General features: G+C 45.4%; 23 protein-coding genes. 11 read left to right on the top strand and 12 right to left on the bottom strand.

Annotation, left to right across the window (positions count from 1 at the left end; translation table 11 throughout):
- Positions 1-498: 498 nt before the first annotated feature.
- The 6 genes from ACZ5XY_RS03970 to tsf all read left to right on the top strand — a co-directional run bounded on the left by ACZ5XY_RS03970 (position 499) and on the right by tsf (position 6,127).
- On the top strand, positions 499-2,616 hold the full coding sequence (locus tag ACZ5XY_RS03970) for an ATP-binding protein (protein WP_464743130.1): 2,118 nt from the start codon (positions 499-501) through the stop codon (positions 2,614-2,616).
- A 20-nt stretch (positions 2,617-2,636) separates the two neighbouring features.
- A complete protein-coding gene (locus ACZ5XY_RS03965; RefSeq protein ID WP_464743129.1) occupies positions 2,637-2,999 on the top strand; it encodes a response regulator in 363 nt (120 codons plus the stop codon).
- Between the two features lie 26 nt (positions 3,000-3,025).
- Positions 3,026-3,475: a chemotaxis protein CheX gene (locus ACZ5XY_RS03960; RefSeq protein ID WP_464743128.1), complete on the top strand. Its 450-nt coding sequence runs from the start codon at positions 3,026-3,028 to the stop codon at positions 3,473-3,475.
- 58 nt (positions 3,476-3,533) lie between these two features.
- Positions 3,534-3,983, top strand: coding sequence for a chemotaxis protein CheX (locus tag ACZ5XY_RS03955; RefSeq protein ID WP_464743127.1), 450 nt, complete (start codon positions 3,534-3,536; stop codon positions 3,981-3,983).
- A gap of 325 nt (positions 3,984-4,308) precedes the next feature.
- A complete protein-coding gene (gene rpsB, locus ACZ5XY_RS03950) occupies positions 4,309-5,106 on the top strand; it encodes a 30S ribosomal protein S2 (protein ID WP_464743126.1) in 798 nt (265 codons plus the stop codon).
- A 142-nt stretch (positions 5,107-5,248) separates the two neighbouring features.
- The gene (gene tsf / locus ACZ5XY_RS03945; protein ID WP_464743125.1) at positions 5,249-6,127 is read left to right on the top strand and encodes a translation elongation factor Ts; all 879 of its coding nucleotides are present in this window, start codon (positions 5,249-5,251) and stop codon (positions 6,125-6,127) included.
- A gap of 130 nt (positions 6,128-6,257) precedes the next feature.
- Here the strand turns inward: tsf and ACZ5XY_RS03940 are convergent, their stop codons facing one another.
- From ACZ5XY_RS03940 to hflX, 4 genes are all read right to left on the bottom strand, one after another.
- The gene (locus ACZ5XY_RS03940) at positions 6,258-7,049 is read right to left on the bottom strand and encodes a lytic transglycosylase domain-containing protein (protein ID WP_464743124.1); all 792 of its coding nucleotides are present in this window, start codon (positions 7,047-7,049) and stop codon (positions 6,258-6,260) included.
- Positions 7,050-7,432: 383 nt separating this feature from the next.
- Complete coding sequence (locus ACZ5XY_RS03935; RefSeq protein ID WP_464743123.1) at positions 7,433-8,119, bottom strand: LrgB family protein; 687 nt, start codon at positions 8,117-8,119, stop codon at positions 7,433-7,435.
- Positions 8,120-8,121: 2 nt separating this feature from the next.
- Positions 8,122-8,583, bottom strand: coding sequence for a CidA/LrgA family protein (locus tag ACZ5XY_RS03930; protein WP_464743122.1), 462 nt, complete (start codon positions 8,581-8,583; stop codon positions 8,122-8,124).
- A 56-nt stretch (positions 8,584-8,639) separates the two neighbouring features.
- Positions 8,640-10,028 (bottom strand): ribosome rescue GTPase HflX, encoded by a 1,389-nt coding sequence (hflX, locus tag ACZ5XY_RS03925; protein WP_464743121.1) that lies wholly within the window; start codon positions 10,026-10,028, stop codon positions 8,640-8,642.
- 259 nt (positions 10,029-10,287) lie between these two features.
- Between hflX and ACZ5XY_RS03920 the strand changes: the two genes are divergently transcribed.
- On the top strand, positions 10,288-11,100 hold the full coding sequence (locus ACZ5XY_RS03920; RefSeq protein WP_464743120.1) for a lysophospholipid acyltransferase family protein: 813 nt from the start codon (positions 10,288-10,290) through the stop codon (positions 11,098-11,100).
- Positions 11,101-11,200: 100 nt separating this feature from the next.
- On the opposite strand, the gene ACZ5XY_RS03915 is transcribed toward ACZ5XY_RS03920, so the two are convergent.
- Both ACZ5XY_RS03915 and fkpB read right to left on the bottom strand, forming a co-directional pair.
- A complete protein-coding gene (locus ACZ5XY_RS03915; protein ID WP_464743119.1) occupies positions 11,201-12,241 on the bottom strand; it encodes an NADP(H)-dependent aldo-keto reductase in 1,041 nt (346 codons plus the stop codon).
- Positions 12,242-12,282: 41 nt separating this feature from the next.
- Entirely contained in the window at positions 12,283-12,780 is a 498-nt protein-coding gene (gene fkpB, locus ACZ5XY_RS03910) for an FKBP-type peptidyl-prolyl cis-trans isomerase (protein ID WP_464743118.1), read from the bottom strand.
- A 195-nt stretch (positions 12,781-12,975) separates the two neighbouring features.
- Here fkpB and ACZ5XY_RS03905 point away from each other — a divergent pair, with 195 nt between their 5' ends.
- Positions 12,976-13,680, top strand: a complete 705-nt coding sequence (locus ACZ5XY_RS03905) for a DUF1294 domain-containing protein (protein ID WP_464743117.1) — start codon at positions 12,976-12,978, stop codon at positions 13,678-13,680.
- A 19-nt stretch (positions 13,681-13,699) separates the two neighbouring features.
- On the opposite strand, the gene ACZ5XY_RS03900 is transcribed toward ACZ5XY_RS03905, so the two are convergent.
- From ACZ5XY_RS03900 to ileS, 3 genes are read right to left on the bottom strand one after another with little or no spacing between them, the layout of a single operon-like run.
- Entirely contained in the window at positions 13,700-14,287 is a 588-nt protein-coding gene (locus ACZ5XY_RS03900) for an O-acetyl-ADP-ribose deacetylase (protein ID WP_464743116.1), read from the bottom strand.
- Positions 14,288-14,318: 31 nt separating this feature from the next.
- A complete protein-coding gene (gene lspA / locus ACZ5XY_RS03895; RefSeq protein ID WP_464743115.1) occupies positions 14,319-14,978 on the bottom strand; it encodes a signal peptidase II in 660 nt (219 codons plus the stop codon).
- Entirely contained in the window at positions 14,971-17,811 is a 2,841-nt protein-coding gene (gene ileS / locus ACZ5XY_RS03890) for an isoleucine--tRNA ligase (protein WP_464743114.1), read from the bottom strand. Before ileS ends, lspA begins: the two co-directional genes overlap by 8 nt.
- A gap of 604 nt (positions 17,812-18,415) precedes the next feature.
- Between ileS and ald the strand changes: the two genes are divergently transcribed.
- Positions 18,416-19,531 carry an alanine dehydrogenase gene (gene ald, locus ACZ5XY_RS03885; RefSeq protein ID WP_464743113.1) on the top strand — a complete coding sequence of 372 codons (1,116 nt, stop codon included), beginning with the start codon at positions 18,416-18,418 and terminating at the stop codon, positions 19,529-19,531.
- 80 nt (positions 19,532-19,611) lie between these two features.
- Here the strand turns inward: ald and ACZ5XY_RS03880 are convergent, their stop codons facing one another.
- Together ACZ5XY_RS03880 and ACZ5XY_RS03875 are read right to left on the bottom strand one after the other, a co-directional pair.
- Positions 19,612-20,151 carry a protein disulfide oxidoreductase gene (locus tag ACZ5XY_RS03880; RefSeq protein WP_464743112.1) on the bottom strand — a complete coding sequence of 180 codons (540 nt, stop codon included), beginning with the start codon at positions 20,149-20,151 and terminating at the stop codon, positions 19,612-19,614.
- A 139-nt stretch (positions 20,152-20,290) separates the two neighbouring features.
- Complete coding sequence (locus ACZ5XY_RS03875) at positions 20,291-21,934, bottom strand: GNAT family N-acetyltransferase (protein ID WP_464743111.1); 1,644 nt, start codon at positions 21,932-21,934, stop codon at positions 20,291-20,293.
- 443 nt (positions 21,935-22,377) lie between these two features.
- Between ACZ5XY_RS03875 and ACZ5XY_RS03870 the strand changes: the two genes are divergently transcribed.
- Entirely contained in the window at positions 22,378-23,001 is a 624-nt protein-coding gene (locus ACZ5XY_RS03870; RefSeq protein ID WP_464743110.1) for a BLUF domain-containing protein, read from the top strand.
- A 53-nt stretch (positions 23,002-23,054) separates the two neighbouring features.
- On the opposite strand, the gene ACZ5XY_RS03865 is transcribed toward ACZ5XY_RS03870, so the two are convergent.
- Complete coding sequence (locus ACZ5XY_RS03865; RefSeq protein ID WP_464743109.1) at positions 23,055-24,500, bottom strand: FAD-binding oxidoreductase; 1,446 nt, start codon at positions 24,498-24,500, stop codon at positions 23,055-23,057.
- A gap of 289 nt (positions 24,501-24,789) precedes the next feature.
- Between ACZ5XY_RS03865 and serA the strand changes: the two genes are divergently transcribed.
- Positions 24,790-26,016, top strand: a complete 1,227-nt coding sequence (serA, locus tag ACZ5XY_RS03860; RefSeq protein ID WP_464743108.1) for a phosphoglycerate dehydrogenase — start codon at positions 24,790-24,792, stop codon at positions 26,014-26,016.
- Positions 26,017-26,182 lie beyond the last annotated feature (166 nt).

Here is a 26,182-nt window from a genome sequence, read left to right as displayed (position 1 = left end):
GCGGTTAAAACATAACTATAGCTAGATTTTAGTTCAACCCTTTACGAATATTTACCTGTTTTTTATGTAAAAACAAGGCTTATTTATTGCTTTTGGGAAGTGACTTAAGTATTATAAGATGTAATATTGTGTAATAATTATGCAATAAAGATAAAGAAATTTTCCCATTAGGTATATCTATTGTAAATTGATACGCTTATTATTACTTTTATTCCTCAAAACAGCGCGTACTCGATCGGCAAACCAAGTAACTCATTATCAATGCATGGCTCATCCTCATCATTTACTAGGAATTAAAGGTTCACTGATCATACGTTGCTAATTTCTTAATTTATAATGATTGCTATTATCATAAAAAGTCATAAGCCAATAACATTTTTAATGCTTAATAATTAAGCAGTTATCAGAAAAATGCTCTTGAATTATGATTTATCTTTAACGGGTTTGACGATTTATTGACCGCCCAATTTTCTCTTGATTGAAACAAGGACGTCCGTTATGGCAGCCCCATCACGATCTAATTTACCCATAGCAAAAAGCCGGTATACGGCAATTGTTGTCTCTGTTGTGGTGTTCTTATTGCTCACCTCCGGCGTTTTGGTGACCAGTATTTATAACTCACTCAAAATTCGCGACCTTCGCGCCGGAACGTTGTTAAGTTCTAACTTGCGAAGTGATATTCCAACGCTGACCAAAGAAATTTATTTGCTCAACAGTATGCGCGCTCGTGAAGATGCGCCGGCTGAGGTGGAAGCACAAAAAAGCAAGGTCAGCGAGATGACCAAAACGGTCGATGCTGAAATCGATATTCTGGAAAAAGGCGGCGATGTTGATATTCGCGGCGATCAAGTGCCGTACATTCCGGTCAGTCAAGACGACCAAAAAGAGTTTGTCAACAAAACCGTTGCCCTTTGGAAAAACTATCAAGGTAATGCCAACTTCTTTTTAGCCGACCCCAAAGCGCTCACTAATGCGGAGCTTGAGCAGCAATTTGGTACCCCAACCAATGAAATTTATGACAATGCCTCAGGACTTGCCAACAGTTTAAACGCTGAAAACGGCAATCGCGCAGAATTCTTGCGTAACTTGCAGATTTTCGGGATTTCCTTTGCGATTTTATACTTCATCATTTTCGTATCGTACTTTGTTCGCCGTTTGAAAAAGTCGGATGAAGAGTTGATGGTGGCGCGCCGTGAAACGCAAGAAATTATGGAAACGGTAAATACAGGACTGTTTCTTTTAGATAAAGATTTAAACATTGGTCAGCAGCACTCAAAAGCGTTAACTAAAATCATGGGCTCAGAGCAGCTTGCAGGGCAAAACTTTGCCAGTGTGCTTCGCGGTCGAATTTCTGATAAAGACTTGAGCACCACCCGCCAATTTATTGAACAGCTTTATAACCCACGGGTAAAAGAGCGTTTGGTGGATTCATTGAACCCGCTTAATAAAGTGATGCTTCATGACACCTCTAATGACCAAAATGCCAGCAATCGCTTTTTGGACTTTAAGTTTTCGCGAGTTTATGAAGACAAAGACATCGCGCGAATTTTGGTCAACGTGAATGACGTCTCCGACGCCGTTTATTTAGAACAGCGCCTTGAAAAAGAACGCGCGCAAAACGACATGCAGATTGAGATGCTCACCACCATCTTGAACGTCAATCCGGTGATGATTAACGAGTTTATTGGCAATACCCAATCGCGTATTGATAAGATGAACAATATCTTAAAAAATCCTGGCAGCTCGCAATATGAGCTTGAAAGTAAGTTGAATGCCATTTACCGCGAAATGCACAGCTTAAAAGGTGAGGCGTCTGCACTCAAACTGCACAGCTTTACCAAAATTGCTTCAGAAGCTGAGGACAAACTTGCCGCGCTACAAAACAAAGGTAAGCTTGCCGGAAACGATTTCTTGGCACTGACGGTTCATTTGGATGAATTGCTCACCTTATCTAATACCATCATTAAACTTGGGGCGCGAATCAACCAAAACGCGGCGCCGCAAAAGACTGCTCATGATGGCTCAGGATTTGACATTGCAAGCGCGCCGAAAACCCCTTTAGCGGTTCAAGCGCTCACTTATTATCAAGATTTTGCCAAACAAATTGCTGCCCGTCAAAATAAGCAAGTTGAGCTGCAATCAAAGACGCTGAATAAAGTAGTGATTCCTGAGTCGCTAAGCCCCGTGGTTAAAGAAATTACCATTCAGCTATTAAGAAATGCTATTGTTCATGGCATTGAGACCCCTAACGAGCGTATTGCCGCAGGCAAACCTGAAGTCGGTCAAATTGACGTTGAAGTGAAAAAAGAAGATAATCAAGTGACCGTTACTTTGCAAGACGATGGTCGCGGTATTGATTACGACAATATCCGCAGCCGTCTTGTGCAATTGGGCAAGTTTACGACGGAAGCGGCGCAGAAACTTGAGCGCAACGAGTTACTCAGCCAGCTTTTCTCATCAGGGTTTAGTACCAAAGAAGGTTCGGATGAAGATGGTGGTCGCGGCGTTGGTTTGGATATTATCAAAGCTCACGTTCAAGAACTTGGCGGCAAGCTCAATGTGAATAGCGAGCTTGGCAGAATGACGCGCTTTATCATCACTTTACCTAATTCTTAATTTAAGGATAACAAACCACCATGCATAAACTAATGATTGTTGATGACTCCAATATCATTCGTAACCGCATTCAGCGGGCTTATGATTCAGGGCAATTTATGCTTGTAGCGACCGCAACGAGCGGGGTTAGTGCGTTAGAAAAATTCAAAACCCATCGCCCTGATGTGATCACTATGGATTTGACCATGCCAGAAATGGATGGTCTTGAATGTATTGAAAAAATTATCGCCTTAGATCCTGAAGTTCGTATTTTGGTTGTGTCAGCGCTGTCTGATAAAGCAACAGGGATTGAAGCACTCTCGCTTGGCGCCAGTGGCTTTTTATGTAAGCCGTTTTCAGAAGAAGATCTGGTCGAAGCCCTTTATGAATTGGTTCAAGACTAAGTCGTCACAACATCAGTAGGGATATTATGAAAGAACAAAAATTACAAATATTTTTGGACATCATTAGCAATTATTTTGGTCTTTTTGGTCAAGATGATCTGTTGGTCGATACACCATATTTATTAGAAAATAAACAGCCGCAAGTTCATGATTATACAGGTGTTATCGGGATTTCAGGAGCACAAAAAGGGGTGGTTTATTTTACGGCAACGACCCCGTTGCTGGCTTGCATTTTAGACAGCATGGGCGAGTCGGATAAGGGCGAGGAAAATTTAATTGATTTGGCAGGCGAGGTCGCCAATACCATTTCAGGAAATGCCCGAAAAGAATTTGGTCCCATGTTTCATATCTCCGTCCCTTTTGTCTTTAAAGGGGCGCCGCAAAGCATCATTTTACCTAAAAGTGAGCGCTCATTTATTATTCCCGTCGCTTGGCAAGATCAAGTGGGCGAGATAGTGGTGTGCTTACAGGACTAAGCTTAAGCCTTAGCAACAGGGTAGAACAACCATAGTTAGTGTTAAAAAGAGAGTAAGTATGATCCAAGTAGAAAAGTTAGAGGTATTTTTAAGCTCAATCAGCGACTTTTTTGCTCAAATTGATGACACACCCGTTGCGATTGATACCCCTTATTTGCACAGCAATAAAAACTTGGTGGGTTTTGATTATAGTGGCATTATTAAAATCTCAGGACCGCTTGAAGGCTATGTTTATGTCAGCGCCCCGACCATGATGCTGCGAGAAGTCTTAAGCGTCATGGGCGAGTCAGACAATTCTTTAAGTATGATGAAAGACTTGCTTGGCGAGATGGCAAATACCATCTCGGGCAACGCTCGAACGGAATTTGGTCCTAATTTCATCATTGCGCCCCCAAAAATCGTTGATGGCGCCCCAAGCCATACGCTGTTTCCTAAGGATCGGCAAAGTTATATCACGCCAATTTTGTGGCGTGGTTATCAGGCCGTGATTGGCATTTGTGTAAATTAAAAAATAATCTCATCAGAAGGATAAAAAGCGGCTCATTGTCGCTTTTTATTGCTGAAATTCGCCCTTAAATTTTTTCATATTGGCAATTAAACAAATTACTGTATTGCTTGATCAATTATGCTAAAATACAGCCCAATTATTTTTTTATTAAAAATAATGACTTAACTTTCAACCAATGACACACACGTTACGGCAAAAACGTGCTGGGTGTTTGCTCACTTGATTAATTTGTCTGCCAAACTTATCCATAGTTAAGACAAATGCGTGTGAGCAAATCGGCAGGTTTTGTGACGTGGAGGCATAACCCAACCATTAGGACAGTTTTATGGCAAATCAAAATCCAACTCAAGTTTCAATGCGCGATTTATTGCAAGCAGGCGCTCACTTTGGTCACCAAACGCGTTTTTGGAACCCAAAAATGGGACCTTACATTTTTGGCGCTCGCAACAAAATTCACATCATCAACCTTGAGCACACGGTAAAAGCGTTTAACGAAGCGCTTAACTACGTCAACAACTTAGCGGCTAAGAAAAACAAAGTGCTTTTCGTGGGTACGAAACGTGCTGCAAGTGGCATCATTGCTGAACAAGCAGCCCGTGCTGGCATGCCGTATGTTGACCATCGCTGGCTTGGTGGTATGCTGACCAACTGGAAAACTCTTCGCCAGTCAATCAACCGTTTAAAAGAGCTTGAAAAACAAGCAGAAGACGGTACTTTTGCTAAGCTTACCAAACGTGAAGCGCTAGAGCGTACCCGCGATATGGAAAAACTTGAGCGCTCGCTTGGCGGTATCAAGGACATGGGCGGTCTTCCTGATGCAATCTTTGTGGTTGACGTGGATCACGAAGCCATTGCTATTAAAGAAGCCAAAAACTTAGGCATTCCTGTGATCGGAATCGTTGATACCAACTCAAACCCAGACAACGTTGATTACGTTATTCCTGCAAATGATGACGCTATCCGCGCCGTAAGCTTGTACGTGACTGCCGTTGCTGACGCCATCATCGCCGGAAAAGAGTACGCGCAAACTCAAGCCAGTGGCAATGCCGATCAAGCTCAAAACGATGATGCGGCTACTGAACAAGTCGCTGATGCTCCAGCTGCAGAACAAGCTGAGTCGTAATTTATTAAGCTATATTTAAGCGCTTCTTCAATTCAAAGGCGCTTGTCATAGCAACTTTTAGGCATGATGTAGTGATACTCGTCATGCCTTCTTGTTGATTAACCCTTTTAATCATCACAATTTTGACATTGAGGTAATTTTTATGGCACAAGTAACCGCCAAAATGGTAAAAGAGCTTCGCGACCGCACCGGTCTTGGCATGATGGAATGTAAAAAAGCCCTAGAAGAATCAAACGGTGATGTCGAAGTTGCCATTGACAACCTTCGTAAATCAGGTCAAGCCAAAGCCGCCAAAAAAGCCGGCAACATCGCCGCTGATGGCGCGATCATCATCGCTCAAAACGGCAACAAAGCCGTTTTGGTTGAAGTGAACTGCCAAACTGATTTTGTGGCAAAAGATGATAACTTTACCACGTTTGCTGAAAAAGTCGCCAACCTTGCTCTAGAAAATGGCACAACTGATGTGGCTAAAATCGCTGAACTTCCTTACGGTGATGGTCAAACGGTTGAAGAAGCTCGCGTGGCTTTGGTTCAAAAAATTGGTGAAAACATTCAAGTTCGCCGCGTTGAAACCATCGAAGGTGACAACCTAGCATCTTACCGTCATGGTTTGCGTATTGGTGTGGTTGTTTCTTACGAAGGTGGCAGCGCTGAAACTGGCAAAAACCTTGCCATGCACATTGCAGCGTTTAACCCTGTAGCGGTTGATGACAACGACGTTGCTGCTGACGTGTTGGCTCGTGAAAAAGACATCATCGAAGCCAAAGCTCGTGAGTCTGGTAAGCCTGACAACATCGTTGAAAAAATGATCGAAGGCGGTCTGCGTAAGTACCTTGATGAAGTTACTTTGCTTCGTCAGCCTTACGTTATGGACAATGACAAAAAAGTTGGCGATGTCCTAAAAGCTGAAGGCGTAAAAGTTCTTAGCTTTAAGCGTCTTGAAGTTGGCGAAGGCATCGAGAAAAAGCAAGAAGACTTTGCGGCTGAAGTTGCGGCTGCTCAAGCTTCTGCGGGTCAATAAGCATTTTGTTAAAATATCAATGCCAATTGCCAAAAAAGCCCGTTTAATAACGGGCTTTTTTATGCTTTAGTTAACATTAATTTTTGCTGAGTATTTAAAAAGGCAGCCAAATTAGCCAAGAACTTAGCAATTAACGCAGTGCTTGCAGCGCTGAATTGGCATAGCTTGCGCTGTTGCTGCTGGTCGCATAACTGACCGGTTGAGCGCTGACGTTGCTGGTGCTAAAGCGGCTGTTATTGGCAAAGAGTCCGGCGTCATTTTTATAAATGGTGTGATAGCGATTCATCACCCGCTGAACGTAGTTGCGTGTTTCTTTAAACGGTGGGATGCCGCCGTATTTCATCACGTTGCCTTCACCGGCGTTATAGCCGGCGACCGCAAATTCAACCTTGTTATTAAATTTGCGCAAAAGCCAAGCCAAATACTTAGCCGAGCCTTCGATATTTTCGGCAGGATTCCAAGGGTTGTTTACCGAAAAGCGGCGCGCGGTTGCCGGCATCAACTGCATCAAGCCTTGAGCGCCAACAGGGGAGCGGGCGTTTGGATTAAAGGCAGATTCGGTGTGCATCATGGCTTTTAATAGCGCAGGGTCAACGCCGTGACGCGCGGCTGAGGCAACGATATAAGCATCATAAGTGCTGCGGCTGCCAGAGCTGGTTGATGGGGTGTAAGTGGGGTTGTAATTGCTGGAAAACGTTGCTTGTTGGGCAATGGGGTCTTTATAGTGGGTGACTTTAACTTGTTTGGTAAATTTATTAAAATTGCCACTGGGGTTGACATTTGTTAATAAAACTTGACCGCCCTTATCTTTATAAATATACATATTCGCAGCTTGGGAACTTGTGGCAGCGGTCGCTAAAATGATACCGCTGGTCAAGGCGGATAGAAAAGCTCGGCGGAAAAAAGAAGTCACAGTTATCATAAGATATCACTTTTTATCAAATTATTGCCCTGAAAAGATACAGACCGCCAGCGGCAGTTTTGGGCATAAATTAACAGTTCTCGTTATTAAGATTGAACGACATTAATCACGAAACGTCATTGCAAAAGATACAAAAGATAATAGTCGCTTACTATATCATAAAAAAAATGCTTTCCCCATCAGAAAGCAAAGTTTTCGCAAAAGTTTTGTTAAAAATATGAGTGAAATCAAATTGCTATATTATTGCGCTTTTGCCTGATGGTTATGGTCAATAAAAAATGCGCGGTTAACAATGAACGAGAGAAATTGGTTTTATTCATCTTTAGGCAGATTTATTTCATCAAAAAAAATTGATAAATAAAAAATAGGCAAAAAAAAACCAGTTAAATTTGAAAAGCGCTAATAAAAATGGGAACCCAAACGGCAGTTAATAAGCCATTAACGGCAAGACCGAAGGCCGCATAGCGACCGGCAGTGGGGCTCATTTGCCAAGCTTCGACCGTTCCAAAGGCGTGAGCGGCAAGCCCTAATGCCAAGCCTTTGGCGCGGTCATCAGAGATATTACGGAACAAAATTCGAGCGCAAACCGCGCCCATAAATCCTGAAATCACAATAATCAAGTTGGCAAGGGCGAGCGGCGCTTTGATAAGACTTGCCACGCTAAGTCCAATTGGCGTTGTTACCGAGCGGGTGGCAAATGCCAATATACTGTCATGGCTTAGCGAAAATAAATAAGCAAGTCCCATAGGAAACAGCGCGCCAATCACGCTTGCAAGAACCACAATCACGATAAGGCGCTTAACCGGCAAGCCTTGAAAGTTCATGGCGGCAAGGGGCAGCGCCAAAAGTACGGTGACATAGCCCAAAAGCCGGTCAAAAACAGGCTTGGCAACGGCGTAATAGTCGTTGTAGTCCCAGCGCAGCAAAAATAAAAAGCTGACCACCAAAACGAGCGCAATGACGACCATCGGTAGAAATTTGAATCTTTTTGCTAAAAGTCGCGCTAGGATGTGCGCAATTAAGGTCAATAAAACGGCAAAAAAAGTGGCTATAAAAACATTATCAAACATGATTAGCGCGCTTTGTCATCAGAAGTGGTTAACGGCAATTGAGAAGGCGTAGGGTCAGGCATGCTGTCCAAATCCGGCGTTTTGGCAAGCCAACGATTGGCAAGGATTGCAAGTCCCCAAAGTGGCAGTAAAGTGCTGATGGTCATGGTCAGTAGCGCCCCAACCAGCTCATCACCCAAGCCAAACAGCAAAATTCCTGCCCCTGCCGACACCGGTAAAAAAGCCAATCCGCTGTCGACCAACAACAAATTACTGGCTTTGGTGAGCCAACTGGGCAGCCCTTTGACAAATCGCCAAGTGATGACGATTAAAAACATCACCACCAACCCTACCACATTGGCAGCAGTGGCAATGCCAAGATAACTGCAAACAATAACTGCCGTTTCGCGAACCACGATAACCATCGCAAGCGTGATGACGATTGCAAGCCACAAAGGCAAATTTGAACAGTAAGCAGGCTTCATCTATCGTCCTTGCTGATAAGGCGTAAAGGGTGTGATTGACACCCTAAATTTGCAGGTTATTTTTGAGGGTCACTTGGCATCTGCTCGTCAAGGTTTTGGCTGCCTGCGATAATTTCTTGCTCAAATGGCTCAAGCACGGGCATTAGCAGCGTGGCTTGCGCTTCTGGCAGCACCTCAAGGGGCGACAGTCCTGCTTGACCGAGTAATTGTTTAAGCTTATCGCTTGGCAGGCGAATTTGTAGGCATTCATGACCGCTGTCATCATAGCTTTCATTTTGAATCACGCCAAGCTCATAAAGGGCATTTTTCAGCTGACCGGCATGATACGGCAAAGTTAAATCAAACGTGGTCAGCGTTCCGGTTAATAACTGCTGAACCGCAAGCGATAACTGCTCAATGCCTAAGTTTTGTTGCGCTGACACATAAACGCGGTTAGGAACACCTTCTGAGGCGTAGCCAATGTGCGCAGGCTCGCCGCTCAAATCAATCTTGTTAAAGACGTTAAGCACCGGAACGCTATTGTTAATTTGCGCCAAAACCTCTTTTACTGCGGCAATTTGTTCGTGCATGTCCTCGCTTGCCGAATCAATCACGTGCAGCAATAAATCCGCCTCAAGCGTTTCCTCAAGAGTGGCGTGAAACGACTCGACCAACTCATGCGGCAAATGACGAACAAAACCGACCGTATCGACCAGCACCACCCGACCAACGCCTTGCCAATCCAAGCGGCGCAGCGTTGGGTCAAGGGTGGCAAATAACTGGTCGGCAGCGTAAATATTTTCATCGACCAAGCGGTTAAACAAGGTTGATTTGCCCGCGTTGGTATATCCCACCAAAGAGATGGTCGGAACGTCGGATTTTTGCCGTTGAGCGCGACCTTGGGCGCGGGTTTGTTTGACTTTGGCAAGTTTGGCTTTTAATTGGCTGACGCGAACTTGCAGTAATCGGCGGTCGGTTTCAAGCTGAGTTTCCCCCGGACCGCGAAGTCCAATACCGCCTTTTTGCCGCTCCAAATGCGTCCAGCCGCGAACCAATCGTGTGGATAAATGATTTAACTGGGCAAGCTCGACCTGAAGTTTACCTTCATACGTTCGCGCGCGCTGAGCAAAAATGTCCAAAATCAGTCCCGTTCTATCAAGGACGCGGCATTGAACCAAGCGCTCAAGGTTACGCTCTTGCGAGGGCGATAAGCTGTGGTTAAAAATAACGATGTCGGCATCAAACTGCCGAACCAACTCCGCAATTTCTTCAGCTTTTCCTGCGCCCACAAAATATTTGGCATCAGGTTTCAGCCGTGAGCCACCAACGAGTGCCAACCGTTCTGCTCCTGCCGAATCCACAAGCAATTCAAACTCGTTTAAATCATCGGGGTCTTGCAGTTGCCGAATGTCCAAATGCACCAAAATCGCGCGCTCGCCGCCTTCATGCCGTTCAAAATATTCCAAAAAAGTCACCTGTGATTTAAAAATTTGATACTGCTAATATAAGGGCGAAACTAAGATAATAAAAGACTTTGGTAAAATTACGCCCAAACGGTTGGTTGCCAAAAGCCATTTTACAATCATAATAGAGCATGGTCGCTATCAGCGGCTATTTTAACCGTTTGGCTTCTATCGCGAACAAATGATTTCACCGCTTTAGAATTTTGCTATACTGATTTGCAATTTTGATAAAAGTCATAACAATGAACGTTAAGGACAGCTTATGAGCCTGCCGAAGTCTATTGACGCTATCCGGCGACAACTTGGTCGCGGCAAACAAATTGCCGGCATGACCACCACCATTGCAGGCGGCATTCGCGCTGCCAAAAAAATCGGCGCGTTTCAAGCGCCGCCGCGAGAGCAGTTGCCGCGTTATATCCAAACCTTTTGTAAAAAAATGGCAAGCTCCTTTGGCGTGAAAGTCGTCCAAGTCGAGCGGGTGCCGCAATATCACGGGCTTTGGGTATCCAATCACGTGTCGTGGATGGACATTCCGGTGGTCGGAACGGTCAGCCCCGCGTTTTTCTTATCTAAAGCTGAGATTGGCGAGTGGCCAATTTTTGGTAAGCTTGCCAAAGCTGGCGGAACGCTATTTATTGAGCGCGGTTCAGGCGATGCAGGCTCGGTTGCCAATCAAATCACCAGCTTTTTAAAAGACGGCTTTTCGGTCATTTTCTTTCCAGAAGCCACCACCACCAATGGTAAAAAAATCAAGCGCATTCACGGAACGCTCTTGCAATCCGCCATTGATGCCGGCGTTCCTATTCAGCCGCTGGTCATTGCTTATGTGAATAATGATGGCACTTTAAGTGAGGCGCTGCCTTATTTTGGTAAGCTTACCATGAAACAAAGCATCAAGCGCGTCCTTGATAGCCGTGACGTTTGCGCTTACGTGTTGCCGCTTGAATCTATCAATCCTGAGGGTAAAACCAAAAGTGAGCTGACCAATTTGCTGCAAAAACGAATGCAAGAGGGTCTTGCTGATTTGCATTCACGGGTGTTAAGCGATGTCGGGCTTGAGTTGCTAGAAAAATAGCCTTTTAAAACTTACGCTTTAAAAAATCTTGAATCAGCGTTTGAGCAAATCAAACGCTGATTTTTTATTTGCTAGAACAACGATGCCAAATCAGTTGCCGTTATGGGGAGGGATTGGGGATTTTTTGATGAACGCGGTCAATCGCCGCAATGACCTCATCGCTCAGGGTTAAATTAATGCTGTCAATGTTACTTTTTAGCTGTGAAAGCGTGGTGGCGCCAATGATGTTGCTGGTCACAAACGGTTTTGAGTTCACAAAAGCCAGCGCCATTTGCGCCATGTCCAAATCAAAATCTTGGGCGATTTTGGCATAGGCTTGGGTTGCGCGTTTGGCTTCCTCATTAATATAACGGTCGTAGCGGTCATAAAGGGTAAGGCGCGCGCCTGTTGGGCGTTTATTTCCTAAATATTTTCCAGACAACACCCCAAAACCAAGCGGCGAGTAGGCAAGCAGCCCGATATTTTCGCGGTGCGAGATTTCCGCAAGACCAACTTCATAAAGCCGGTTCAATAAGCTGTACGGATTTTGAATGGTGATGGGCGCAATTAAATGATGCTTTTCAGCTTCCCAAAGATAGCGCATGACGCCCCAAGGCGTGTCGTTGGATAAGCCATAAGCGCGAATGCGACCTTGCTTGATTTCATCATTAAGCGCCGAAATCGTCTCCAAAAATGGCGTTAAGTCGCTTAAATCTTGAGCGCTCATTGCCTCATCATAGCCGCGACGACCAAAAAAATTGCTTTGCCGCTCCGGCCAATGCAGCTGATAAATATCAATATAATCGGTTTGCAGCCGTTTTAAATTGTCATCAATAGCCGATTTGATGTGGGCTTTATTAAACCTTGTTTGACCACCGCGCAAAAACGACATCGGCGATATTTTACTGGCAATGACCACCTCATCACGGCGACCGGTTTTGGCAAGCCAGTTTCCCAAAAAGCGCTCGGTCGTGCCTTGCTTGTCTTTGTCCGGCGGCGAGGGGTACATCTCTGCCGTATCCCAAAAGTTGACCCCCAAATCTAGCGCCAAATCCATCTGAGCGTGGGCGTCCTTTTCGGTATTTTGCTGACCCCAAGTCATCGTTCCCAAGCAAATTTTGGAAACTCTGGTATTTAATTGCGGCAAAACTTCATATTTCATAAGTTATCCTTGTTTTTTATTATTTTGGTTAGCCCGTAACTTTACATCAGCTGAATGCCCGTTGTTCCTGCCGGTGTTACTTTAAAAATACTGACTTTAAATAACACCGATTGACCGGCTAGCGGATGATTAAAATCAACTTCGATTTCATCATCGCTGACGTCGCTAATGACACCCGCCAAGGTATTTTTGCCTTTATCTTCAAATTCAATCATCATGCCAACCTCAGGATTTGCCGCAATTAACGCAAATTGCGCTCGGATAAACTGCTGAACGTTGTCCGGATTCCACTCGCCAAACGCTTGCTCAGGGGTCAACAGCGCCGTTCGCGTATCACCGGCGCGAAGGTTGTTGAGCACCTGCTCAAACCCTGATAACAAGCTGCCATCACCCATGGTCAGGCTCACAGGCTCGGGGCGCTGAAAGGTCGAGTCAATCACCGTACCATTTTCAAGCGCCACCTCAAAATGCAGCAGCACTTGGCTGCCGTGCTCGATTCGGATGTCCTCATTGGGGGTAATAAAGTCAGTTGGGGTCATAGTCAGGCCCTTGTTTAAGAAAATAAAAGCGCTTAGCCGAAATCACTTTGCGGCTGCGCTGACTGCTTTATGATAAGCCAATTACCTGACTCTGTAAGCGCTTGTGCCGTAAAAACATGTAACAAAAAATCCTAAAATCACGGTATCATAGGCTGATTTTTGTCAATAAATTGCAAAACCGCTCAAGGCGTAACCATGACCCAAAAGTCTCAAGCTTTAAAGCCCCCCAAAACCCGCCAACAAGGTCAAATCATCCGCTTTAATGATGACAAAGGCTTTGGCTTTATCAAGGCTCAAGGCAGCCACCGCGATGATGAGCTGTTTTTTCATATCAGTGAATTTAAAGCGCCGCGCCGACCAACAGTTGGTGACGAGGTAGTTTTTGCGACCAAAACCGATAACCAAGGTCGGCTGCAAGCTTGTGAGGTTCAAGAGCTTGGCTTTGTCCAACAAAAAATGGCGCAAAAAAACGCCCAAATCCGCCGCCGCAATCAGCAAAAAAGTCAGCAAGCAGAGTTTGAAGCCGGTCAAAAAAAGCGGCTGTTTTTAGGCGTAGCGTTTTATGGCGTACTGTTATTGCTTGCGGTGATGGCAAAGCTGCCTTGGGTTTTGGTGGGCTGGTATATTGTGATTGGCGTGATGACGTATTTCAGTTATGCCAAAGATAAACAGGCAGCGCAAAGCGGCGCTTGGCGAACGTCTGAATCCACGCTGCACTTATTAAGTGCAATTGGTGGCTGGGTTGGGGCAATGGTGGCGCAAACTTATTTGCGGCATAAATCACAAAAGGCGGAGTTTCGTCTAGTTTATTATTTTACCGTGGTGCTAAATTTGGCGCTGCTGCTCGCTGTATTAACCTTTTACGATGGTCAAAATATTACGTTAAGTGGTCTTTTTTAACCGTTTAGCTTTGAATAAATCAAATTATCGTTGCCAAAATATCTTGATAAAGCGCGGCATCTGAACTTGAAAAACAGCAAAAAATAACCTTATTTATCGAAATGTCTTGTTTTTGCTCAATACTATATTTTAAAAATTCTTGAACGGTATCAATAGCAATCTGTGCCGCTTTATCTTTTGGAAAACCATAAACGCCGGTGCTAATGGCAGAAAATGCAATGCTTTGTAGGTTGTTTTGGGCAGCAAGCTTAAGCGAGCGCCGGTAGCAGCTTGCCAACAGCTCAGGCTCGTTTTGATTGCCGCCATGCCAAACAGGTCCTACGGTATGAATCACAAAGCGGCTTGGCAAATTAAAAGCAGGGCTTATTTTGGCATCGCCTGTTTTGCAACCATTTAACGTCCGGCAGTACTCGACAAGCTTGCGACCGGCAGCGCGGTGAATCGCGCCATCAACGCCGCCGCCACCAAGCAAGCTTGAATTGGCAGCGTTAACGATGGCATCAACGTAAAGTTTGGTGATGTCGGCTTGAACGACAGCAAGGGTAAATTGCTGCTCATTTCCTAAACTGTCCTTTAGCGTTAAGCACGTTTCAAAATCAGTCGTCATCACAAACTCCTTTTGCGCATCAGTTTTTAAATTAATTTCCCGCTTTACGTTTGCCTTCTAAAAATAACATGTCAATCACGATAAGGGCAACGCCAACACAAATCCCCATATCAGCGATATTAAATACCGGATAATGCCAAACGTCTTTATAATGAACGTGAATAAAATCAATGACATGACCGTGAAGTAAGCGGTCGATTAAGTTGCCAACTGCGCCGCCTAGCATCATCGCAAGCCCCAAAGACAGCAATCGCGCCTGCTTTGGGACTCTTGGCAGATAAGCGCTTAAAAATAGCGCCATCAAAAGCGCAAGCCCTGCAAAAAACCACTTTTGCCAACCGCCGGCGTCCGCTAAAAAGCTAAACGCCGCGCCGTAGTTATAAGCAAGCGTCCAATTTAAAACCGGCTCAATCACCGCCACCGGTTCATGAAAGGTAAGCTTGGTTTCGGCAAGCCATTTGGTGGCTTGGTCGATAATCAGCACAAGCAGAGCCACGCCATACCACATTAATGCCGCGCGACCGTTTGCCACCAGCTTTGAGGGTCGATTTAACTGACTTTTTAGCGTGGTTGAGTTGCCGCTAGTCACGTGAGCTGCCTTTGGGGTTTCGGTTTTAACCGTTGGCGCTGACGAGGTGTCGGTCGTGACCACCTCATCATTGCTCGGTCGCGGCGAATTTGGATTAGGCATAATGGCGTTCCTCACCTGACCCTGCCACGTTGGTCACGCAGCGAGCGCAAAGCTGCGGGTGGCTGTTATCGGTGCCGATGTCCTCGCGGATATGCCAACAGCGAACGCATTTGTCGCCATTTGCCGCGCTGATGTCAATGATTAAGTCATTTTCTTCATCGGCTGATTTTTTTGCTGCTAAATTGCTTTCGCTCATCGGCTTTAATGTCGCGCCACTGGTGATCAGCACAAAGCGCAGCTCTTCGCCCAATTTGGCAAGGCTATCAAACATTTGACCATCAGCAAAAAGGGTGGCGTTTGCTGAAAGGTTCGCGTTAATGAGCTTATTTTCGCGCGCCGTTTCGATGTGTTTATTGACCAATTCTTTAGCTCGCAGGATATATTGCCAATCCTCACTGCTGATTTCATTTAAGTTAAATTCTGGGAATTCGTACCATTCTTGAGTAAACACGTAGCCGTCCGTGCCTTTGAGCACTTCCCAAGCTTCTTGCGCGGTAAAAGTTAAAATTGGCGCAATCCAGCGAATCAGTGCTTGAGCGATATGATAAATCGCCGTTTGTGCCGATCTACGCGGGTTGCCGTTGGTTTGCGTCGTGTATTGACGGTCTTTGATGATGTCTAAATAAAAGCCGCCCAAATCCTGTGAGCAAAATGAGGTGACTTGCTGAGTGACTTGGTGGAAATCCATCGCGTCATAAGCGGCAATGATGTCGTTTTGAACGTCACTTGCGCGCTTTAAGATAAATTTATCAAGGCTGATTAATTTATCCATCGGAACGCTATCAGCACTTGGGTCAAAGTCATCGGTGTTGGCAAGTAAAAAGCGCAAGGTGTTGCGGATTCGGCGATACATGTCAATCGCCCCTTTAAATGCTGATTTGCCGGCGCTCATCTCATAGCGGTAGTCGCTTGAGGCAATCCAAAGACGCAGCATATCTGCGCCGGTTTTGTTAATTTCATCTTGTGGGGTGATGATATTGCCAAGCGATTTGCTCATTTTGCGACCGTTTTCATCGACCACAAAGCCGTGAGTCAGCACCTGCTTAAATGGTGGTCGCTCGTACATGGCTTCCGAGGTTAACAAGGAAGTTTGAAACCAGCCGCGATGTTGGTCAGAGCCTTCCAAATACATATCGGCAGGATTGGTCAGCTCACCCCGCTGCTCAAGAACGGCAAAATGGGTCGTCCCTGAGTCAAACCAAACGTCCAAAGTGTCGGTGGCTTTGTCATAATCCGCCGCCTCACTTCCCAAAAAGTCCTCACAACTGGCATCAAACCAAGCTTCAACGCCGCCTGCCTCAATTTTTTGAGCGGCAACTTCCATGAGTTCCAGCGTTTTTGGATGCAACTCCCCAGTCTCTTTATGAGTGAAAAAGGTGATTGGCACGCCCCAAGTGCGTTGACGCGAAATACACCAATCAGGGCGACCGCTCATCATCGCTTCAATTCGGTTTTGCCCCCAAGCCGGCGTCCAAGTGACTTTTGGAATGTCACTCAGAGCACGCTCACGAAGCCCTTTGGCTTCCATACTGATAAACCACTGCGGCGTTGCCCGAAAGATAATCGGCGATTTGTGACGCCAGCAATGCGGGTAGCTGTGCTCGATACTGGTGTGACTTAATAAATGACCGCTGTCATTAAGCGCTGCAATGATTTTTGGATTGGCTTTATAAATGTGCTCACCGGCAAACACCGCCGCCGATTCTAAATAAACGCCGCTACCGCTGACCGGATTTTCAACCGGTAAATTATATTTTAAGCCAACCAAATAGTCGTCCAAACCATGACCGGGGGCGGTATGAACCAATCCCGTTCCGCTATCGGTGGTCACGTGCTCACCTAAAATCAGCGGAACTTGGCGCTCATTAATAAGTGGATGCTGAGCTTTTAGCCCTTCAAGGTCACGACCGGAAACGGTAGCTTTAATGCCCTGATTGTCAAGTTTTAGCGCCGTTAATGCGGCATCAACCAAATCAGTTGCCAATAATAACTGACCTTTTTCAGTAGCAACGACACTATAATCGTGCTCCGGATGCACCGAAATGGCTTGGTTGGCAGGAAGTGTCCAAGGCGTCGTTGTCCAAATGACCGCTTTGATGTCATCGGCGCCATTAAATATTTCGATATTTTTTGCGTCAACAATATCAAAGCCAACATAAATGGCATCCGATACTTTATCTTGGTATTCAACTTCGGCTTCGGCTAAGGCTGACCCACAATCCAAGCACCAATTGACCGGCTTCATTCCGCGGGTCACGTGACCATTGTCATAGATTTTTGCCAAGGCGCGAACGATGTTTGCCTCTTGGCTAAAATTCATCGTCAAATAAGGGTTATCCCAATCGCCAAACACGCCCAAGCGCTTAAAGTCTGCCATTTGTAGCGCCACTTGGCTTTTGGCGTACTCGCGGCAAAGTCCACGAAACTCGGTTGCCGAGACTTTTTGACCGACTTTGCCAACTTTGGCTTCCACTTTTTGCTCAATCGGCAAACCGTGGCAATCCCAACCGGGAACGTAAGGCGCATCAAAACCAGAAAGCGTTTTTGATTTGACAATGATGTCTTTAAGCACTTTGTTTACCGCGTGACCTAAGTGAATCTGACCGTTAGCGTACGGAGGACCATCATGCAAAATGTATTTTGGCGCGCCGATTCGAGCCTCGCGGATTTTGCCGTAAACGTCGTCCGCCTCCCAAGCTTTGAGCCAATCCGGCTCGCGCTTGGCTAAATTGGCGCGCATGGCAAACGCGGTATCAGCTAAGTTTAAGGTGTCTTTATAGTCGATTTCTTTACAGGCGGTTGTGGTCGAATTTTGAGCGTTTTGGTCAGTCATAAAAGCAGTTCTTTAATCAAATGAGTAAGAGGTAAACAAGAAAAAGCAGGGTCAGGGCAAAGTGAGCATTGGGTGATAAAAATTATCATAAGCCTAAGTATTATATGCCAAATTGCTTAGGGTAAAAAGGGTTACGACCGTTTAATCCGTTAAGGCGCATCGCAGCAAATCAACGGTTTTTTTACGGGAATATGGCAAAACGCTTAACATTTCACCGTTATTATGCTAACTTATTTTAAACTATTTTCAATGATAGCGTCTTTTTGGTTATCAATTTTCAGCCCCAACCGGCTTTTTTTCTATATAATGGCGCTGATTTCAACTCTTGTACGGATGACGGTCAGACGTTCTGTTTGAGGAGCCGTTAGCCTGTTGCGGTGCGTTTATCTCTTACCATTCTAATTCGACAAGCTTAGCTTATCGCAAGTCACAATTTGCGCCTTTTAATTCATTGTTCTTAGCAAAAATGCCTATGACGCATTTTAGGGCATGGACTTATCAAGCGAATTAAGAATGATTGGCTTTTTTTAAGCACGGTTTAAACGCTATCGCCTTTTTTATTTACTTTTCAAAAGCTTTCCCAGTTTGCCGCAAGGAGCAATTTATGAAAATCGGAATCCCAAAAGAAGTCAAAAACAATGAAAACCGCGTTGGTCTGACCCCCGATGGCGTCAGCGCCTTGGTTGATAACGGTCATACGGTGTTGGTCGAAAAAGATGCTGGCATGGGCTCGCAGTTCACCAATGATGATTATAAAAAAGCCGGCGCGACCATTGTTGATAGCAAAGCTAGCGTTTGGGATGTCGAGTTACTCATCAAAGTCAAAGAGCCGCAAGAAGAAGAATATCAGTATTTAAAAGAAGACTTGATTTTATTTACCTATTTGCATTTGGCGGCGGAGCCTGAGCTTGCCAAAGTTTTGGTCAAAAATAAGGTCACCGGCATTGCTTATGAAACGGTTCAGCTCGACAATGGCGCATTGCCGTTATTAACCCCAATGAGTGAGATTGCAGGTCGCATGAGTACCCAAATTGGCGCTCAGTATTTGCAGTCGTTTTATGGTGGTAAAGGCATTTTACTTGGCGGCGTTCCAGGGGTTCAACGCGGTAAAGTGACCATCATTGGCGGCGGCGTTTCAGGAACGGAAGCGGCAAAAATCGCCATTGGGCTTCGCGCCGATGTGACCATTTTGGACTTAAGCTCACAGCGCTTAAAAGAGCTGTCAGAAATGTTTGGCAGCAGCATTCAAACGCTCATGTCCACCAAAGAAAACATCGCCAAAAGCGTAAAAAACAGTGATTTAGTCATCGGTGCGGTATTAATTCCGGGCGCGGCAACGCCAAAGCTTGTGACCGAGGAGATGATTAAATCCATGCAGCCAGGCGGCGTGGTGATTGACATTGCCATCGACCAAGGCGGACTTTTTGAAACCACCGACCGCATCACTACCCATGATGATGCGACCTACACCAAGCACGGCGTTATCCATTATGCCGTTGCCAATATTCCGGGCGCTGTGCCAAGAACATCAACCATGGCGCTGACCAACGTCACCATGCCTTATGTGCTTAATCTTGCTAATAAAGGCGTGAAGCAAGCTTGCCTTGACAATAGCGCCCTTGCTAAGGGCGTCAACACCGCAAAAGGCTTTGTGACTTATAAAGCGGTTGCTGATGAGCTTGAGTTAGACTATCAAGAGTTGCAAAGCCTATTTGGCTAATATTTTTAATTTAAACCACCTCTAAAAAACCGATTGGCAATGCTTAATCGGTTTTTTTTATGGTTAAAATTTATTTAAAATTAACCTAATGAGCTCAGCCAAAGCCGAAGTTTTAGCGACCATTCCGGTTGAATTCCGGTTAAGCCTTGCGTCATTTTGCCGTCTTTTAAAATCACAAACGATGGCGTCACTTGACCTTGCCAATCATTAAAAATCGCGCCGCTTTCATCGTTAATGGTAGTAAAGTGGTAATTGTGCTGCGATAAATAGTTGTCCAACTCTTGATTGCTGCCAGATTTTACCGCAACGGTCACTACCGGATAGTTGCTTGACTGGCTTAAGCGATTGACGGCGGGGGAGGTGGTTCTGCAAACCGGACACCACGTTCCCCAAAAATAAACCAAAACGGGTTTGTCTTGGCTTAATTTTGCCAAATCAACGGTTTGACCTTGATAATCCTTTAAGCTAAGTTCAGGATTGGCGGGCATGACCGGTTGTCGCCACCAATTGACCACGCTATAAATCACAATAAACATTACGCCATAAAGCAACAAGGTTTTAATCGCTGAAAATAGCTTTTGTTTTGGCGATTTGGTAAGGGGCGTGGCAGTGTCGGTCATAACTTATTTTTTAACTTAGTTTTTAATAAAAGGATTTTTAATAAAGTTTAAAGGTTAAAAGCTACTCTAACAAAAAACGGCCGAACTATTAACCTTTTCAGCCGTTTTTAAAAAAAGTCTTATTAAGATAAAGGTTGAGCTAACCGCGTGGGTTTGCTGCTCGGTCTTGCAGCGGCTCGCCGTCACGGACGCTTCCGGAGTTATCAAGGCGCTCGGCTTCGCTCAGTTTACTGGGAGAAACTTTTGATTTTTTCTTCCAACGCAGGCTAAATAAATCATCGCGGCGATCAAGCAAGTTATGAACCGAGCCTTCATGACGAACATGAAGCAGCTTATCTAAATCCAAATCCGAGAAAAACACCATTTCGGTGTTGGGCGTGGTTTCTGCCATGATGGAGTCATGTGGAAACGCAAAATCGGACGGCGAAAAAATAGACGACTGAGCGTATTGAATATCAAGGCTTTCAACTTGCGGTAAGTTACCGACCGAGCCACAAATCATCACGTAGCATTCATTTTCAATAGCGCGGGCTTGGGCGCAGTGGCGAACGCGCAAGTAGCCATTTTGCGTGTCCGTCCAAAATGGCACAAACAAAATGTCCATGTCATCAAGTGCCATGAGGCGGGCAAGCTCAGGAAATTCAACATCATAACAAATCAAAATGCCAATGCGACCGGCGTCGGTGTCAAAGACTTGGACTTTATCACCGCCCTCAATCACCCAAGCGCTGCGCTCATGCGGGGTGATGTGGATTTTGCGCTGCTCCTCAACCGTACCGTCACGGCGGCAAAGGTAGCTGACGTTATACAGCACGTCGTCGTCATCAAGCAGCGGCATCGAGCCGGTAATCACGTTGACGTTATAACTGACCGCCAAATGCGAGATTTCATTTTTAAACCACTCGGTATAGCTTGCCAAAAAACGAATGGCGATATTTTGGTCGGTGGATTCACAAAGCCCCATGAGCGGCGCGTTAAAGAACTCCGGCAGGCAAGCAAAGTCGGAATTGTAATCCGCCATGATATCGACAAAAAACTCAACTTGCTGAAGCAATTCCTCGGGCGACTCAACCTCACGCATTTGCCATTGGATGCCGCCGATGCGAACCTCAGATTTGCGCGTGTTGGGCTTATAATCTTGCGGCTCGTAATAAATATTTGACCATTCAAGCAAAGTGGCAAAGCCTTTTGACTGCGCATCATCGGGCAAATAGCCGGTTAAAATCCTTTTTACAATAAAGCCATTGGACAACTGAAACGACAGCGCATTGTCATGGATTTCGCGCGACTCAACCGCGTCAATGTACTCACCAGGGGTTAAATCTTGGTGATTGTAATAATTGGGGATGCGACCGCCGGCTAAAATTGCCCGAAAGTTCATTTGCCGGCAAAGCTCTTTGCGAGCGTCATAAAGCCGGCGACCCAAGCGATAACCGCGATAATCAGGGTCGATGAGCGCGTCCAAGCCATAAATGGCGTCGCCTTTGGGGTTGTCTTTGATAATTTCGCGGTGACCAATCAAGTCATCATAGGTATGCGGGTTGGAAAATTTGGCATAATCCACGCGCATCGACAGCACAAAGCCAATCATCTGGTCATGGTCAAACAGCGCAATTTGCCCCTCAGGAAAGGCATCAATCAGCGTATGAATGGTCGTTTTTGACCACGCGCCGCCCAAATTGGCATAAACGCGGTCCATTAGAACTTTTAATTGCGGGTAGTCTTTTTTCTTAATTTCAGCAATGGTTAAATGAAAATCATCGATTTTTTCGGTCTTACTCATAGCAATCCTATTTTGGTGCGATTTTAAGGGGCATCAGCGCAACATCTCAGTCATCATAATGCGCCTAGGCTTTTGGCTAAGGTATTGAAAATCATAGCCAATCGGCTTAAGGTTCGTTATAATGACTGAGATTTTAGCACGTTTTATCATACCAAGCCGCTGCCAGATTAACAGGCGACTGGCGTAACCGTTTGCTATGGTTTTGTGATAAGTCATCATTTTTTAGTTGAGTGAATTTCAATATTTTAAAATATGGCTTAAAAATTCTTATTTTAAGCATTTCTAAATCAATCAATTCTTGCGTCGCCTCCCTAAAGGTCAGTCAATCCGTCTCTTACGTTGACGATGATTAAGCAAAATAGCGCTAAGCCTATCATTACTGCCATTTTATGACCGCTCATTGCGGTTCTTCTTTTTTCATATCCATGACAAGGTTATTTGTAATGCCTGTTTCTAAGCTTGAGCACGTGGCTGACGATGCGCTCATTCAGTTGGTTTACGTCAGTCAGTTAAGCCTAAAAGGGCGCTTGGACAGCAATATTTTTAATCATATTGCAAACTGTGCTTATCAGCATAATGAGCGTCAAGGCATCACCGGCGTTTTATGCTATGGTAACGGTCAGTTTTTTCAGTGTATTGAGGGCAAAAAGGCGCAGATTTTGGCGCTTTGGCAGCGGATTTCAAACGATTTGCGCCACAAGCAGGTGAAGATTTTACTGCTTGAACCTATTGATCAGCGCCGTTTTCAAGATTGGCGAATGCGGATGCTGTTTTTGGAGCGTTGGCTTTGGTCGGATGCCACCAAAACTCAAGCACAAAACTTAGCGCCTTTTTTACCGTTTGCGCCTGAGGGTTGGTCAAGTGCGCGGACTCAGCAGTTTTTAAAGGTCATTCAAGCCTTTGACACGCCGCCGCACATCAAAGCTGCCGGAATCACTTATAACGCCCTTGGCAATATGGTTCGTTATGTCACCGCGCCGCATCAAGCGTTTTTACTCATTCAAGGTGTTTTGTTGCTACTGGTCATTTTGGCAATAGGGTCGCTATTTTGGTGGGAAATTTGGTAATAAAAAATGACGCCAAGATAGCGTCATTTTTTTCGTTTTGAATCAATCTAAAATCAATCCAAATCAAAAATCTTGCCGCGGTTCATGATGTTATTGGGGTCAAAAACGCGCTTGATGGCTTTAAGATAATCAATCTCGGTTTCGGTTTTGCTAAATTGCAAATACGGCTTTTTGGTCATGCCAACGCCGTGCTCGGCCGACACCGAACCGCCGTATTTTTGCACCGTTTCAAAGACGTATTTATTGACGATTTGACACTCGGTAAAAAAGTCGTCTTTACTCATGTCCTCAGGCTTTAAAATGTTTAAATGCAAATTACCATCGCCGATATGACCAAACCAACAGACCTCAAAGTTAGGATAATTGGCTTTGACGATGGTTTCAATGTCGTGGATAAAGCTTGGAACGTGGCTGATGAGCACCGAAACGTCATTTTTATAGGGCGTAAAAACTGAAATCGTTTCTGAAATAAACTCGCGAAGCTTCCAAAGCTCCGCCGCTTGAGCAAGGTTTTGGCTCATCACGCCATCGACAATCCAGCCATTTTCCATGCAGTTTTCAAAAATTGCCATCGCCTCATTCATGATCGGCTCATAAGGCGCTTCAAATTCAAGCAAGGTGTAAAAGCGAGTTTTTGATTCAAATGGCTCTTGAACGTGACCGGTTGCCATGAGTTTGTCAACGGCAACGTCATCAAAAAATTCAAACGCGGTTAAGTCAATCTTAGCTTGAAAGGCGGCAAGCACATTCATCACATCATCAAAGCTGTCCATGCCAAGCACCATCACCGATAGCGCTTTTGGCGGGCGCTCAAGCTTGATTTGGGCTTTTGTGACTAGCCCTAGCGTGCCTTCACTGCCGATAAACAGTTGCCGCAAGTCATAGCCCGTCGCATTTTTAATCATGCCGCGGTTCAATTCCAAAATATCGCCGCGACCGGTCACCACGGTCAGCCCCATGACCCATTGCCGCGTCATGCCGTAGCGGATGACTTTAATACCGCCAGCGTTGGTGCCAATATTGCCGCCCATTTGACTTGACCCTGCCGAGGCAAAATCGACCGGATAATATAAGTCTTTAGATTCAGCAAATTGCTGAAGCTGCTCGGTGATGACGCCGGCTTCAATTTCAACCAGTCGGTCTGCCGGATAAAACTTGCCAATGTTATTCATTTTATCAAGGCTCACGACAATCTCACCATTGGCAGCAACTGCGCCTGCTGACAGCCCCGTTCGACCGCCGCTTGGGGTCAACACGACGTTATGAGCGTTCGCAAGCTTCACGATGGCTTGAACGTGTTCGGTCGACTTTGGAAAGACGATTGCCGACGCATTTGGTGCAAAATGCTTTGTCCAGTCTTTGCCCCAATGCCGCAAGCTTTCGCTGTCAGTTTTGATTTGGCTGGCATCAAAGCCGAAGTCGTTAATTAGCGCGCTTAAAATGGCAGCGGTCGCGGCTTGCAAGTTGTCCAACGGGGCAGGGGTGGTCAATTCAGTCATAATGGTCTCTAAGCGTTAGATACATCAAAGATTAAGCGCAAAAGCAGTTCAGTCAGTTGTCTTTGCCATACAGTTTATCGTGATTTAAAGTTGGCTGCCAGTGGCTCAATTTTGCCGTGATTTTAAATTTTAAGCAAATTCAATTAACTATTAACCTCATGAGTAAAATTCAGCATGAGATTAAAAAATAGTAACCATTTATTTGGCTAAATTTTCTACCAACGCCAAGCAATTTGTGTAAGATAAGAGACTTGCTGATTCACCCACCAAAGTCAAAGGACAAGTTTCCATGGCGCTCTCCCTGCAAAAAGACAAAATCCGCTTTTTATTACTCGAAGGCGTTCACGACAACGCGGTCAAAGTGTTGACGGCTGCCGGTTATAACAATATTGAAAGTCTAAGTCACGCGCTTGACAGTGACGAGCTGATTGAAAAAATCAAAGACGCTCAATTTATTGGTATCCGCTCGCGGACGCAGTTGACCCGCGAGGTGCTTGAGCAAGCGCCAAAATTGATTGGCATTGGCTGCTTTTGTATTGGTACCAACCAAGTGGACTTAGACGCCGCCCGCGAGCTTGGGATTCCGGTGTTTAACGCGCCGTATTCAAACACACGCTCGGTTGCCGAATTGGTACTTGCCGAAGCCATCATGCTTTATCGCGGCATTCCTGCCAAAAACGCCGCCGTCCATCGTGGCGGTTGGGGCAAATCAGCAAAAGACTCGCACGAAGTTCGCGGCAAAACCATTGGTATCGTCGGTTACGGCTCCATCGGCTCGCAGTTGTCGGTGCTTGCTGAAAGCTTTGGTATGAATGTCATTTATCATGACGTGGTGACCAAATTGCCGATTGGTAATGCCAACCAAGTCGGCAGCCTTAATGAGCTGCTTGAAAACGCCGACATCGTCACCTTGCACGTTCCCGACGAGCCAAGCACGCGCTATATGATGAAAGCTGAGCAGTTTAACAAAATGAAAGACGGCAGCTATTTTATTAACGCGGCTCGCGGAACTTGCGTTGATATCGACGATTTAGCGGTAGCAATTGAATCGGGCAAAATCTTAGGCGCGGCAATTGATGTGTTTCCAAAAGAGCCGAAATCTGCTGATGAAGAGTTTGAATCGCCGCTGCGCAAATTTGACAACGTGATTTTGACCCCGCACATTGGCGGTTCAACCCAAGAAGCGCAGGCTAATATCGGTCTTGAAGTTGCCGAAAAATTCGTTCGTTATTCGGACCAAGGTGATACCATCACTTCGGTGAACTTCCCGAACGTCTCCATTCCGTTTCAACAGGGCACGCACCGCTTATTGCATATTCACAAAAACGTTCCGGGCGTGTTATCGCAAGTCAACCGCCTATTTGCCGAAGCCAACATCAACATTTTAGCGCAAAGCCTCATGACCAAAGGCGACATCGGTTATTTGGTGATGGATGTGGATGACAGCGATTCAAAAGCGGCGCTTGATATGCTTAACGACGTGGAAGAAACTATCCGAACTCGGGTCTTGTTCTAAAATGGGGCTTTAACTCTTAGTTTGAAATTTCAGTGTTTAAGTTAGCTTTTTAAGCTAAGTTTTGATTGAGTTAAGCAGCAGAATTTATCCTAATTTTGCTGCTTTTTTTTGCCTTAATTTTTTCAAAGCAATAACACTTTTCAACAGAGGATAAAATAATATTAAT

Source organism: Psychrobacter sp. GTC18467 (assembly GCF_055397455.1).
The sequence above is the reverse complement of the archived record's forward strand: the minus strand, read 5'-3'. Positions and strand labels throughout refer to the sequence as shown.